The 12,622-nt window shown below is 68.2% G+C and carries 13 protein-coding genes and 2 tRNA genes; 10 read left to right on the top strand and 5 right to left on the bottom strand.

What is annotated here, in order from left to right; genetic code table 11:
- Positions 1 to 177 precede the first annotated feature (177 nt).
- From NQ204_RS19135 to xylB, 3 genes are read right to left on the bottom strand one after another with little or no spacing between them, the layout of a single operon-like run.
- Entirely contained in the window at positions 178 to 1,602 is a 1,425-nt protein-coding gene (locus tag NQ204_RS19135; RefSeq protein WP_116864960.1) for a sugar porter family MFS transporter, read from the bottom strand.
- A gap of 32 nt (positions 1,603 to 1,634) precedes the next feature.
- Positions 1,635 to 2,975 (bottom strand): xylose isomerase, encoded by a 1,341-nt coding sequence (gene xylA, locus NQ204_RS19130; RefSeq protein ID WP_256644664.1) that lies wholly within the window; start codon positions 2,973 to 2,975, stop codon positions 1,635 to 1,637.
- A gap of 23 nt (positions 2,976 to 2,998) precedes the next feature.
- Positions 2,999 to 4,492 carry a xylulokinase gene (xylB, locus tag NQ204_RS19125; protein ID WP_256644663.1) on the bottom strand — a complete coding sequence of 498 codons (1,494 nt, stop codon included), beginning with the start codon at positions 4,490 to 4,492 and terminating at the stop codon, positions 2,999 to 3,001.
- Between the two features lie 246 nt (positions 4,493 to 4,738).
- Between xylB and fdxA the strand changes: the two genes are divergently transcribed.
- Positions 4,739 to 5,062, top strand: a complete 324-nt coding sequence (gene fdxA / locus NQ204_RS19120) for a ferredoxin FdxA (protein WP_079221482.1) — start codon at positions 4,739 to 4,741, stop codon at positions 5,060 to 5,062.
- Between the two features lie 129 nt (positions 5,063 to 5,191).
- Here the strand turns inward: fdxA and NQ204_RS19115 are convergent, their stop codons facing one another.
- Complete coding sequence (locus NQ204_RS19115; protein WP_108768502.1) at positions 5,192 to 5,719, bottom strand: hypothetical protein; 528 nt, start codon at positions 5,717 to 5,719, stop codon at positions 5,192 to 5,194.
- Positions 5,720 to 5,751: 32 nt separating this feature from the next.
- Positions 5,752 to 6,645: a 4-hydroxy-tetrahydrodipicolinate synthase gene (gene dapA / locus NQ204_RS19110; protein WP_116864963.1), complete on the bottom strand. Its 894-nt coding sequence runs from the start codon at positions 6,643 to 6,645 to the stop codon at positions 5,752 to 5,754.
- Positions 6,646 to 6,809: 164 nt separating this feature from the next.
- Between dapA and NQ204_RS19105 the strand changes: the two genes are divergently transcribed.
- The 9 genes from NQ204_RS19105 to NQ204_RS19065 all read left to right on the top strand — a co-directional run bounded on the left by NQ204_RS19105 (position 6,810) and on the right by NQ204_RS19065 (position 12,622).
- The gene (locus NQ204_RS19105) at positions 6,810 to 7,370 is read left to right on the top strand and encodes a glycine cleavage system transcriptional repressor (RefSeq protein ID WP_025879444.1); all 561 of its coding nucleotides are present in this window, start codon (positions 6,810 to 6,812) and stop codon (positions 7,368 to 7,370) included.
- Between the two features lie 91 nt (positions 7,371 to 7,461).
- Positions 7,462 to 7,941, top strand: a complete 480-nt coding sequence (locus NQ204_RS19100; protein WP_116864964.1) for a peroxiredoxin — start codon at positions 7,462 to 7,464, stop codon at positions 7,939 to 7,941.
- 84 nt (positions 7,942 to 8,025) lie between these two features.
- Positions 8,026 to 9,426 carry a PhoH family protein gene (locus NQ204_RS19095; RefSeq protein ID WP_079221478.1) on the top strand — a complete coding sequence of 467 codons (1,401 nt, stop codon included), beginning with the start codon at positions 8,026 to 8,028 and terminating at the stop codon, positions 9,424 to 9,426.
- Positions 9,423 to 9,932 (top strand): hypothetical protein, encoded by a 510-nt coding sequence (locus tag NQ204_RS19090; protein ID WP_116864966.1) that lies wholly within the window; start codon positions 9,423 to 9,425, stop codon positions 9,930 to 9,932. Before NQ204_RS19095 ends, NQ204_RS19090 begins: the two co-directional genes overlap by 4 nt.
- 9 nt (positions 9,933 to 9,941) lie before the next feature.
- Positions 9,942 to 10,610, top strand: a complete 669-nt coding sequence (locus tag NQ204_RS19085; protein WP_256644662.1) for a YoaK family protein — start codon at positions 9,942 to 9,944, stop codon at positions 10,608 to 10,610.
- A 64-nt stretch (positions 10,611 to 10,674) separates the two neighbouring features.
- Positions 10,675 to 11,484 carry a bifunctional hydroxymethylpyrimidine kinase/phosphomethylpyrimidine kinase gene (gene thiD / locus NQ204_RS19080; RefSeq protein WP_116864968.1) on the top strand — a complete coding sequence of 270 codons (810 nt, stop codon included), beginning with the start codon at positions 10,675 to 10,677 and terminating at the stop codon, positions 11,482 to 11,484.
- Entirely contained in the window at positions 11,481 to 12,407 is a 927-nt protein-coding gene (locus NQ204_RS19075; RefSeq protein ID WP_256644661.1) for an alpha/beta hydrolase family protein, read from the top strand. The genes thiD and NQ204_RS19075 overlap by 4 nt, the downstream gene beginning before the upstream one ends.
- A tRNA-Arg gene (locus tag NQ204_RS19070) sits at positions 12,398 to 12,474 on the top strand. The genes NQ204_RS19075 and NQ204_RS19070 overlap by 10 nt, the downstream gene beginning before the upstream one ends.
- A 71-nt stretch (positions 12,475 to 12,545) precedes the next feature.
- A tRNA-Arg gene (locus NQ204_RS19065) sits at positions 12,546 to 12,622 on the top strand.

The raw sequence follows: 12,622 nt of genomic DNA, 5'->3' as shown, positions 1-12,622 counted from the left end.
GGGGGGGGGGGGGGGGGGGGGGGGGGGGGGGGGGGGGGGGGGGGGGGGGGGGGGGGGGGGGGGGGGGGGGCGGGGGGCGCGGGGGGGGGGGGGGTGGGGGGGGGGGGGCGTGTCCTGGATCGGCTCGCCTGCCGCCTCCCCCACGGAGAAAGGAGGCGCTGAAACGCGGGCCTGCCGTCAGCCTTCCATCTGCTCCAGTTCCTTGCCCTTGGTTTCGCGCACGTAGCGCACCACGAAGAAGATGGAGAGGAAGGCGGCAACGGTATAGATGCCGTAGGCGCCGGCCAGGCCGATGCCGGCCAGCAGCATCGGGAAGGTGACCGTGATGGCGAAGTTCGACGTCCACTGCGCCGCGCCGGCCACAGCCAGCGCCGAGCCGCGGATCTGGTTCGGGAACATTTCGCCCAGCATCACCCACATCACCGGGCCCCACGACATGTTGAAGAAGACCACGTAGACATTGGCGGCCACCAGCGCCAGCCGACCCATGCCGTCGGACAACTGCAACCGGCCATCGACCAGGCTGCCGCTGGCAAAGGCCACCACCATCAGCGCCAGCGCAATGGCCATGCCCACCGAACCGACCCACAGCAGCGGCTTGCGGCCGATACGGTCGATCAGCAGCACCGTCACCAGGCAGGCACCGATGCTCAGCGCGCCGGACAGCACGTTGATCAGCAGCGCATCGTTCTCCGAGAAGCCCACCGCCTGCCACAGCACCGCGCCGTAGTAAAACACCACGTTGATGCCCACCAGCTGCTGCAGCACCGCCAGGCCGATGCCCACCCAGACGATGCTGCGCAGGCGGCCGGTGGCCTTGTCCTTCAGGTCGGCAAAGCTCGGCCGGTGCTGGTCCTGGGCCAGGCTGCCCTCGATCTCGCTGCGCTTGGTGCGGGCCTCGGCCGCGCCGTACAGCTTCACCAGCACCGCCTCGGCCTGCGCCTGGCGGCCCTTGGCGACCAGGAAACGCGGGCTTTCCGGGATCGCCAGCAGCAGCACCAGGAACAGCAGCGACGGAATCGCCTGCATCCAGAACATCCAGCGCCACGCCTCCTGCCCCAGCCACAGCACCTCGGTGGAGGCACCGGCCGCGCGGGCCAGCAGGAAGTTGCTGAGGAACGCCGCGAACAGGCCGCTGATGATCGCCATCTGCTGCACCGTGGCCAGCTTGCCGCGGTAGCGCGCAGAGGCCACTTCGGCGATGTAGGCCGGTGACATCACGCTGGCCGCACCCACCGCAAAGCCGCCGACCATGCGCGCGGCCACGAACAGCCACGAGGCATGCGCCGCGCCGGCACCCAGCGCCGACAGCAGGAACAGCACCGCCGAGATGATCAGCACGCTGCGCCGGCCCAGCAGGTCACCCAGGCGCCCGGCCACGAACGCACCGATCGCGCAGCCCAGCAGCATCGATGCCACCTCGAAGCCCAGGGCCGCCTCGCTGGAATTGAACGCCTGGCGCAGGCCGTCGACCGTGCCGTTGATCACGCCACTGTCGAAGCCGAACAGGAAGCCACCGAGGGTGGCCACGCAGCTGATCAGGACGATGAAGGCAGTGTTTTCGCCGCGCGTGCCGGCGTTTGCAGGAATCGCTGTGGACATTGGGTCTTCCGCGAAAGAGGTGGGCCGGCCGCTCAGCGCAGCAGGTACTGGTTCAGCAGGTTCTCATAGGCTTCCTGCCGGCCGCTACGCTGGTGCGGTTCGCCGGCCTGCTGGGCGTGGGCGCAGAGGTCGTCCAGGCTGAGCTGGCCGGCGGCGAACGCCTGCCCCGGGCCGTGGTCGAAGCTGGCATAGCGCTCGCGCCGCCACGACTCCAGCGGCGAGGCCTGCAGCAGCGCATGGGCCACTTCGAGGCCGCGGGCGAACGCATCCATGCCGCCGATATGGGCCAGGAACAGGTCCTGCGGGTCGGTCGACTCGCGGCGCACCTTGGCATCGAAGTTCAGGCCGCCATGGCCCAGCCCGCCCTGCCGGAGCACCACCAGCATGGCGCCGACGGTGTCGTAGAGGTCGGTCGGGAACTGGTCGGTGTCCCAGCCGTTCTGCGGGTTGCCGCGGTTGGCGTCGATGCTGCCCAGCAGGCCGGCATCGGCGGCCACCTGCAGGTCGTGGGCAAAGGTATGCCCGGACAGGGTGGCGTGGTTGGCCTCGATGTTCAGCTTGAAATCGCCGTCCAGCCCGTGCTCGCGCAGGAAGCCGACCACGGTGGCACTGTCGAAGTCGTATTGGTGGTGCATCGGCTCCATCGGCTTGGGCTCGATCAGGAAGGTGCCCTGGAAGCCGATGCTGCGGCCGTGGTCGCGGGCGGCAGCAAGGAACCGGGCCAGATGCGCCTGCTCGCGCTTCATGTCGGTGTTGAGCAGGCAGGCATAGCCTTCGCGGCCCCCCCAGAACACGTAATTGCTGCCGCGCAGCGCCACGGTGGCCTCCAGCGCCGCACGCACCTGCACCGCCGCGCGCGCCACCACCGCGAAATCCGGATTGGTGGCCGCACCGTTCATGTAGCGCGGATGCGAGAACAGATTGGCCGTGCCCCACAGCAGCTGCATGCCGGTCTGCTGCTGGCGCTGGCCGGCCAGCTCGACCATGTGCGCGAGGTTGGCGCGGTACTCGCCGATGTCCTCCGCGTCCGGCGCCAGGTCCACGTCATGGAAGCACCAGTAGGGCACGCCCAGCTTGGTGAAGAACTCGAAGGCGGCATCGCAGCGCGCCTCGGCACGGGCCAGCGCGGTATCGCCGTGGTCCCACGGGTAGGCACGGGTGCCCGGCCCGAACGGATCCTGGCCGGCGCCGCAGAAGCTGTGCCAGTAGGCCACCGCAAAGCGCAGGTGCTCGGCCATGCTGCGCCCGCCGATCTGCTTCTGTGCGTCGTAGACCTTGAAGGCCAGGGGGTTGTCGGAGTCGCGGCCCTCGAAGGGAATGCGACCGATGCCGGGGAAGTACTCACGCTGACCTACATGGAACGGGGTTGCCATGGACGATGCTTCCTTCTTCGGGATCAGGGCAGGCGCTGCTGGAACAGCGGGGTCAACGCCTGCAGGTGGTGGACGAAGCGCTGGTAACCGGCCTCGTAAGCGGCCGCGCGGGTGGGATCGGGCTGGGCGGCCAGGGTGGGGTCGAACTGCAGGTGCGCATCGACCAGGTCGGCCAGCGCCTGGCCCTGCCCTTCGCACAGCCACAGCGCCTGCAGCGCGGCACCGAAGGCGGCGCCTTCGGCCTGCACCGGCACGACCACCGGCAGCTGGAACAGGTCCGCGATCATCTGGCGCCAGGCCGGGCTGTGGGCACCGCCCCCGGTCAGTACCAGGCGCTCCCCGCGCAGGCCGCCTTCAACCAGCGCGTCGTAGCCGAGGCGCAGGCTGTAGCTGGCACCTTCCATCGCGGCGCGGTAGAGGTTGGCCGGGGTCAGGTTGTGCAGGTCCAGCCCATGCAGGGCGCCCCGTGCCAGCGGCAGGTCCGGGCTGCGCTCGCCGTTGAAGAACGGCAGCATTACCAGCCCATCGGCGCCAGGCGCGCTTTGCGCCAGCAGGGTTTCGCACTGCTCCGGCGACTGCCCCAGCAATGCGGCCGTCTGGCCGGTGGCAACCGTGCAGTTCATCGTGCAGATCAGCGGCAGCCAGCCGCCATCGGAGGCGCAGAACGCGGCCCACCGCCCCTGCGCATCCACGCAGGGCGTGGCGCGCCAGGCGAACAGCGTGCCCGAGGTGCCCAGGCTCATGCTCAGCCGCCCCTCGCGCACCGCGCCGGTGCCGATGGCCGCCATCATGTTGTCGCCGCCGCCGACTGCCACGCGGGTATCGGCCGGCAGCCCCAGCAGCGCGGCGATCGCTGGCAGCAGGCTGAAGCCCTGTTCCGGACCGACCAGCGGCGGCAGCAGTGCGGCCAGGTCACGCCGCGCGTCGGTGGCGGCCAGCATCGCCGGCGACCAGGTGCGGCGGCGCACATCCAGCCAACCGGTGCCTGAGGCGTCACCGGCCTCCATGAAACGCTTGCCGGTCAGCCAGAGATTCAGGTAGTCGTGCGGCAGGGCGATGCCATCCAGCGCGGCATCCACCTCCGGCCGGTGCTGCCGGGTCCAGCGCAGCTTGGAGGCCGTGTAGCCCACCCGCAGGTCGTTGCCTGCCTCGGCGATGCAGGCCGCAGGCCCGCCCATGGCGGCGGTGATCGCGTCGCATTCGGCGCCGGTGCTGGTGTCGCACCACAGCTTGACCGGGCCCAGCGCGCGGTTGTCGCGGCCCAGCGGGACGAAACCGTGCTGCTGGCCGGACACCGCCAGCCCGCGCACCCGCGCCCGCACCGGCCCCGGCAGGGCCTGGATCGCCTCGACCAGCGCCTTCACCCAGTCGGCGGCGTTCTGTTCGCGGCCCCCATCGGCCGTCGCCGCCAGTTCCAGCGGCCGCGCCTGCTGCGCCAGCACCGTGCGTACCGCCGCGTCGTAGGCGATCACTTTCACGCTCTGCGTGCCGGCGTCGATGCCCAGATACACGCTCATGCCATGCCCGTCCCTGCGATCCGCACTGCTTCACCGCCAGATGTCCACCGATGGACATCGAGTCTGCCGGGGGCGTCCCCAGCTTGGCAATGTGCAGTGCCGCAAAGTGCCGCTGCGCAGTGGCCGCATGCCCTTGCCGCCTGTGCAGAATCGTCAGCGCGCAGGGCGCCGGTGCGTCCAACGGCAGCGCGCGCGTTCAACCTGTTCTAGAATTGTGCGCTTGAAGACGGATCTGCCTCCCCCCTTATGCCCTTTGTCGTCACCGAAAACTGCATCAAGTGCAAACACACCGATTGCGTGGAAGTGTGCCCCGTGGACTGCTTCCACGAAGGCCCGAACTTCCTGGTGATCGACCCGGACGAGTGCATCGACTGCACCCTCTGTGAGCCGGAGTGCCCGGTCAACGCGATCTTCCCGGAGGACGATGTCCCGGCCGGCCAGGAAGTGTTCGTGGGCCTCAATGCTGAGCTCGCCAAGGAGTGGCCGGTGCTGACAGTGCGCAAGGATCCGCCCGCCGATGCCGGCGAGTGGGACGGCAAGCCGGACAAGCTGCCGCTGCTGGAGCGCTGACAAGCGCTTGTTGCGGCAACGAAAAGGGCGCCTTGCGGCGCCCTTTTTGTGGGTGGAGCCAACCAAGGTTGGCGTCTACCAGAGCAAAAGGTAGCGCCGGGCCATGCCCGGCGGAACCTTCACCGGCGCTTACTGCGCCAGCTTCGCCTTCAGTGCGGCAATCAGCTTCACCGGGGCTTCGGCGGTGGCCGGCATGCCACGCGGGTCGACCGCGGAGATGTAGGCACCGGCATCGACGGCAACCACGCGGACCAGGAAGTTGCTGCCTTCATAGGCCACGTCGTAGGAGCCCAGCAGCTGCGCGCGGCTGGCAATGGTTACGCCTTCGACGCCTTCCAGCGCGGTACCGACCTTGCCGAAGGCCTCTTCCTTGCTGCCCGGGATGGTGAAGCCGCTGTTGCCAGCGGCCGGGGCGGCAGCGGCGGCCGGAGCAGCCGGAGCCGCCGGCTTGGTGGCCGAGCTCAGCGCCGGCACCTGGTTGCCACCGGCGCCTGCCGGGACGTTCAGATCCGGCGGCACTTCCAGCGGACGCATTTCGGGAGCCAGGGCGTAATCACCCTTGGCGCCGCGCTTGAAGCAACCGGTGGTACCGGCAGCCACGGCGACGGCAAGCAGGGCGTAGGACAGCACGCGGACAGTGGAAACGGATTGACGCATGTGGATCTCCTGGATCAGGCCACGACAAAGGGTCAGTGGCTGGAAAGGGCTTCAAGGGCGGCGATGTCGCCGGCGAGATGGTCGGCCGCGGGCTGGTGTGCGGCCGAAAGCGGCAGCAGCGGCAGGCGCAGGTCATGGCCGATGCCGATGCGGCGCAGCAGCGCCTTGACCGGGATCGGGTTCGGCTCGACGCCGCAGAAATCATGGAACGGCTGCAGGCGCGCATCCCAGGCTTCGGCGGCGTCATGTTCGTGGGCGGCGGCCAGCGCGCACATGCGGCGGTAGGCACCGGGCAGCGCGTTGGAACCGACCGAGATCAGACCGGCCATGCCAGCCTGGATCGAGCGGGCGGCGGTGCCGTCATCGCCGCTGAGCACGGCGAACTCCGGACCGGCCAGGGCCAGCAGGGCCTGCACGCGCCCCAGGTCGCCCACCGCTTCCTTGATGGCGACGATGTCCGGGTGGCTGGCGAGCTCGGCGACGGTCTCCGGCAGCATGTCGCAGCCGGTGCGGCCCGGCACGTTGTAAAGCACCACCGGCAGGCCGCCCTGGTCGGCCACGGCGCGGTAATGCGCGATCAGGCCGGCCTGGGTGGGCCGCACGTACGGCGGGGTCACCACCAGGGCGTGGGTGGCGCCGAGCGCGGCGGCGCGGCGGGTCTGCTCGATGGTTTTGGCGGTGCCCGAAAGGCCGGTGCCGGCCAGGACCGGGACACGGCCGGCGATGGTTTCGACCGCGCTGGCCAGCAGCTGGTCGTATTCGGCATCGGACAGGGTGGCGGCTTCGCCGGTCGAGCCGGCGACGACGATGCCTTGGACGCCGCCCTCCAGCTGCAGGTGCAGCAGGCGCTGCCAACCGTCGGGGTCGAGGGAGCCGTCGGCCCGGAACGGGGTCGCCAGCGCAGTGATGAGGCCAGAAAGGGACAAGGACGTGCTGCTCTTGGCTGGGGAGGGAAAACGCCCGCCACGACAGGCCGGGGGCACCTGAATGTTACTTGCGGCGCGAAAGCACGGGCAAGTATGCTGGACACCGGTGGATTCCCGCCCCCGGCGGGCATTCAGACTCACGCCTTGCATTACCCGGAATCGCCTTGACCGACACCACCCCGCGCCCCGCGCCGAGCGAAAACCACCTCCTGATCAACGCCTACACGACGCATCCGGAGTCCCCCCTGCTGTCCGTCACCCGCCGCATCGCCGACAGCGGCTGCAATCTGGTGGACGCGCGCCTGGCCACGGTCGGCCGCGATGTCTCGGTCACCGCCCTGGCCACCGGCTCCTGGGATTCGGTCGCCAAGCTGGAAGCGATGCTGACCCGGCTCGAGCGCGAGGAAGGCCTGAAGCTGGTCTGGTACCGCACCGAGGCCAAGCAGGCGCAGTCCAACCTGCTGCCGTACATCGTCGAAGTGATCGCCGCCGACAAGCCCGGCATCCTGTTCCAGCTGGCCGATTTCTTCGACCGCCAGGGCATCACCATCGAGACCCTGCAGAGCACGCGTTACCGCGCCATGCAGACCGGTGCTGAAATGTTCAGCGCGCAGGTCACCATCGGCGTGCCGGCCAACATGCACATCGCCGCGCTGCGCGACGATTTCCTTGAGTTCTGCGACCACCTGAACCTGGACGCGATCATGGACCCGATGAAATTCTGATCGGACGTGCGGATTTTCGCGCGCCTCTCACGGGCGCGTGGCGTTTCATGCAATTGTCGTAGAAACAACCCAGGCTCGACAGAAGGACCTCATGAACAACGGCGATACCCTGGACAGCATCACCCTTTCCCTGCCGCTGGCGCTGTCCGGCGGCGACCAGTCCACCCTCGGCGACTACGCCGGCCAGTGGCTGGTGCTGTACTTCTACCCGAAGGACAGCACGCCCGGCTGCACCACCGAAGGCATCGACTTCAACGCGCTGCTGCCGGAGTTCAAGAAGGCCGGCGCGGTCGTGCTCGGCGTCTCCCGCGACTCTGTCAGATCCCACGACAACTTCTGCGCCAAGCAGGGATTCAATTTCCCGCTGGTCAGTGATGCCGACGAAGCGCTGTGCACCGCCTTCGACGTCATCAAGATGAAGAACATGTACGGCAAGCAGGTACGCGGCATCGAACGCAGCACCTTCCTGATTTCTCCCGACGGCCAACTCGTGCAGTCCTGGCGCAAGGTCAAGGTCGCCGGCCATGCCGACGCCGTGCTTGCCGAACTGAAGGCCGCCCAATCCAAGTGAGTTCCAACGCCCACTGTGTCCGCCACCACCCTGCCCTGCAGCAGGTCGTGGTGGTTTTTCCCTGTCCGTAACCAGGAAATGACGATGACCCGAGGCAAGCGCATCTACGTGCTGGATACCAACGTGCTGATGCACGATCCCACCGCGCTGTTCAAGTTCGAGGAACATGACGTCTACCTGCCCATGCAGGTGATCGAGGAGCTGGACAACGGCAAGAAGGGCACCTCCGAAGCGAGCCGCAACGCCCGCCAGGTGAGCCGCTTCCTCAATGAGCTGGTGCAGGAATCGGGCCTGGACAACCTGGCCGACGGCATTCCGCTTGAACGTCCCAACGGCCTGCAGCTGCGCGGCAAGCAGAGCGCCGGCAAGCTGCGCTTCCAGACCAGCCATTTCGACGCGGGCAAGAGTTTCGGCAAGGTCATCCCGGACAACGCCATCCTCGGCGCGATCCTGGCGCTGAAGGAAGAAACTCCGGACCTGCCGGTGGTGTTCGTTTCCAAGGACATCAACCTGCGGATCAAGGCGGCCATCGCCGGTATCGTGTCCGAGGATTACGAGAACGACCGCGCGCTGGATGATTTCAGCCTGCTCTACACCGGCGCCACCGAGCTGCCGGAAGACTTCTGGAAGCGCCACGGCGAGGACCTGCGCAGCTGGAGCGACAAGGGCCGCACGCATTACGAAATCCTCGCCCAGGACGGCGAGGAGTGGTACCCGAACCAGTACGTCTACCTGCCCGGCGAAGACGAGGTCGAGCTGCGCGTCAGCCGCGTGGTCGGCGATGGCAAGGTGGTGCTGTCGCTGGTCGATGATTTCCGCCACGGCAGCCACGCCGTGTGGGGCATCAGCGCGCGCAACCGCGAGCAGAACTTCGCGCTCAATGCGCTGATGGACCCGGAGATCGACTTCGTCACCCTGCTAGGCACCGCCGGCACCGGCAAGACCCTGCTGGCACTGGCCGCCGGCCTGGCGCAGACGATGGACCAGCAGCGCTATCGCGAGATCATCATGACCCGCGCCACGGTGAGCGTGGGCGAGGACATCGGCTTCCTGCCGGGTACCGAAGAAGAAAAGATGACGCCGTGGATGGGCGCACTGACCGACAACCTGGAAGTGCTGACCCACAACCAGGAAGGCGGCACCTGGGGCCGCCAGGCCACCAATGACCTGCTGGCCAGCCGCATCAAGATCCGCTCGATGAACTTCATGCGCGGGCGTACGTTCCTGTCGCGTTACCTGATCCTCGATGAAGCGCAGAACCTCACCCCGAAGCAGATGAAGACGCTGATCACCCGTGCTGGCCCCGGCACCAAGATCGTCTGCCTGGGCAACGTCGAGCAGATCGACACCCCGTACCTGACCGAGACCACCTCGGGCCTGACCTACGCGGTGGATCGCTTCAAGAACTGGCCGCATAGTGCGCACATCACCCTGCGCCGAGGCGAGCGTTCGCGCCTGGCCGATTACGCTTCGGAGGTGTTGTGAACCGTTGCACCCGCCTGTTGCTGCCCACGGCTGCGATTACCCTCGCAGCCGCCTTGGGTGCGTGCACCACCACGCGCGGCCCGGCCAGCGTGCCGACCGCCGAGCGCACCGGCCAATCGTGGGTGGTCACCCGCCCCGTCATCGCCGCGCAGGTGCTGGACACCTGCTCGCGCACCAGCCCCGGCCGCGAGGCCGGGCGGGTGAGCGGCTACTGGGCGCCGAGCCGGCAGCAGGTGGACCAGATGGAAGCGAAGCTCTCCTCGCTGGAAGCACAGGTGCCGCACGTACGGGACTTCGACCGCCAGTACGTGGGCATCGAAAGTGGCGGCCGGCAGCTTATCTACATCAACGCCTTCCACCTGCCGGAAGATGCCAGCACCAATCCGGCGCGCGAAGCGATCCGCGTGTGTGATGGCGGCCGGCAGTTCTGGGGGGCGGTGTACGACCCGGCCACCGGCAGCTTCAGCGACCTGCAGTTCAACGGCGGCAAAGTGCCGTCGCCCTGAGGCGGCGGCATGGGAATCCGCCTGCCCACCTGGGTCTGGATCGGTGCGGTCGCGTTGTCCAGCGTGGCCGGCATGGTCAACGTGGTGGGCTTCCTGGGCTTCGAGCACCAGGCGGTCAGCCACATGACCGGCAGCACCAGCCAGCTGGGCATGGCGATTGTCCAGGGTGACTGGCGCGCGGTCGGCCACCTGTGGGGCCTGCTGGTCGCCTTCTCGCTGGGCGCGATGCTCAGCGGCCTGCTGATCCAGGCCGAAACCCTGCAACTGGGCCGGCGCTACGGCGTGGCCCTGGCGATCGAATCGGCGCTGCTGCTGGTGGCCATTCCGTTGTTCGAACAGCAGCAGATCTGGGGCGCACTGGCCGCGGCCATGGCCTGCGGCCTGCAGAACGCGATGGCCACCACCTTCAGCGGCGCGGTGGTACGCACTACCCATCTGAGCGGCATGTTCACCGACCTCGGCATCGGCCTGGGCCATCTGCTGCGCGGCCTGCCGCTGCAGGTGCGCCGGTTGACCCTGAGCGGGCTGATCATCAGCGGCTTCCTCGGCGGCGGCATCGTTGGCGCGTGGTTGTTCATGCACTTCCGCTACGACGCCCTGCTCGCCCCCGCCCTGCTCACCGGCCTGACCGGCATCGTGTATGTGATGTACCAGCAATGGGCGCGCTGGCGGCATTGAGCCCAGGGCATCCACGCATGGCGTGGATCTACCTTCCCCTGCGGGACCACGGCACAATCGAGGCATGAGCCCGACCACTCCCGCTTCCGCCCTCACCATCGCCGGCTCCGATTCCGGCGGTGGCGCCGGTATCCAGGCCGATCTGAAGGCCTTCGCCGCGCATCGCGTGCACGGCCTGTCCGCCATCGCCGCACTGACTGCACAGAACACCCGCGGCGTCACCGCCGTGCACGTCCCCCCGGTCGCCTTCCTGCGCGCGCAGCTGGATGCCTGCTTCGATGATTTCGACATCCACGCGGTGAAGCTCGGCATGCTGGCGAATGCCGAAGTCATTCACACCGTCGCCGACGTGCTCGAACAGCGCCGCCCCGCGCACGTGGTACTCGATCCGGTGATGGTCGCCACCAGCGGCGCACGCCTGCTGGAAGACAGCGCGCTGCAGGCGATGCGCGAACGGCTGATTCCGCTGGCCACGCTGATCACTCCCAACACCCCCGAGGCCGAACTGCTGGTCGGCCGCAGCATCGGCAACGCCGACCACGCCGAGCAGGCCGCCGCCGCGCTGCTCGCCATGGGTGCCGGCGCGGTACTGCTGAAGGGCGGCCACCTGCACGAAGGCAACCGGGTGTTCGACCGCTACTTCGACGGCGTCAGCAGCGAGGAATTCATCCATGCACGGCTGCCGCTGGACGCGCACGGCACCGGCTGCACGCTGGCCTCGGCCATTGCTGCCCAGCTGTGCAACGGGCTCAGCCTGGCCAATGCCTGCGAGGCCGGCATCGATTACGTGGCACGCGGCCTGCAGCAGGGCTACGCGCCCGGCCGCAGCGAAGTGCTGGTGCTGGATCACTTCGGCGCGGCACCGCACGCATGAGCGCTGCGCCGCGCACGATCGCCGTGGACAGCGGCGATGGCCACCGCTACGAGATCATCGCCTGCGTGCCTGCACAGCCGCTGGCACGCCTGCTGTGGCTGCCGGCACTGGGCGTGGCGGCACGCCACTACCTGCCGCTTGCGCAGGCGCTGGCAGCGCGTGGCATCGCCGTCTACCTGCATGAGTGGCGTGGCAACGGCAGCAGTTCACTGCGTCCCTCGCGCACGGCCGACTGGGGTTACCGCGAGATCCTCGAACAGGATCTGCCGGCCAGCCAGACCGTGCTGGGCCACGAAGACGACGCGGGCAGCGCCCTGCCCTGGATCGTTGGCGGGCACAGCCTGGGCGGGCAGCTGGCCTGCCTGCATGCCGGTCGCAATCCGGATCGTTTCCAGCGCCTGTGGCTGGCGGCCAGCGGCACGCCGTTCTGGCGCGTGTTCCCGCCCCCGCGCGGTTGGCTGCTGCCGCTGTTCTACCGCTTCCTGCCGTGGATCGCACGTCGCCAGGGTGTGCTGCACGGCCGTCGCCTTGGCTTTGGCGGCAGCGAAGCACGCGGGTTGATCGCCGACTGGGCGCGGGTGGGCCTGAACAACCACTACGCCGCCGTGGGCCTGGACGAAGACCTCGATGCGCAGCTGGCACGCATCCATGGCAGCGCGCAGGCGGTGCTGATGGCCGACGACTGGTTCGCGCCGCCCGGTTCGATGCAGGCGCTGCTGGCCAAGCTGCCGAATGTGGCCTCACGCATGCGCGTGCTGTCCGCGCAGGAACTGGGCACGCGCGCCGATCACTTCGCCTGGATGAAAGCCCCGGACGCCGTGGCTGAAAGCTTTTTCATTCAGTTGAATGAAAATTTTCACAAAAGCGTTGACGACAGCCGCCGACATCCGCATAATTCCGCTCCTGTCGCAGGGCGCCCGTAGCTCAGTTGGATAGAGTACCTGGCTACGAACCAGGCGGTCGGGAGTTCGAATCTCTCCGGGCGCACCACTCGACAGGCTTCCAGCATCCGCCGCTGGAAGATGCAGTAAAATGTAGTAACAAAATTGATTGTGTACCGCGCGCCCGTAGCTCAGTTGGATAGAGTACCTGGCTACGAACCAGGCGGTCGGGAGTTCGAATCTCTCCGGGCGCACCA

The organism is Stenotrophomonas testudinis (assembly GCF_024499815.1).
Taxonomy (GTDB): Bacteria; Pseudomonadota; Gammaproteobacteria; order Xanthomonadales; family Xanthomonadaceae; genus Stenotrophomonas.
The sequence above is the reverse complement of the archived record's forward strand: the minus strand, read 5'-3'. Positions and strand labels throughout refer to the sequence as shown.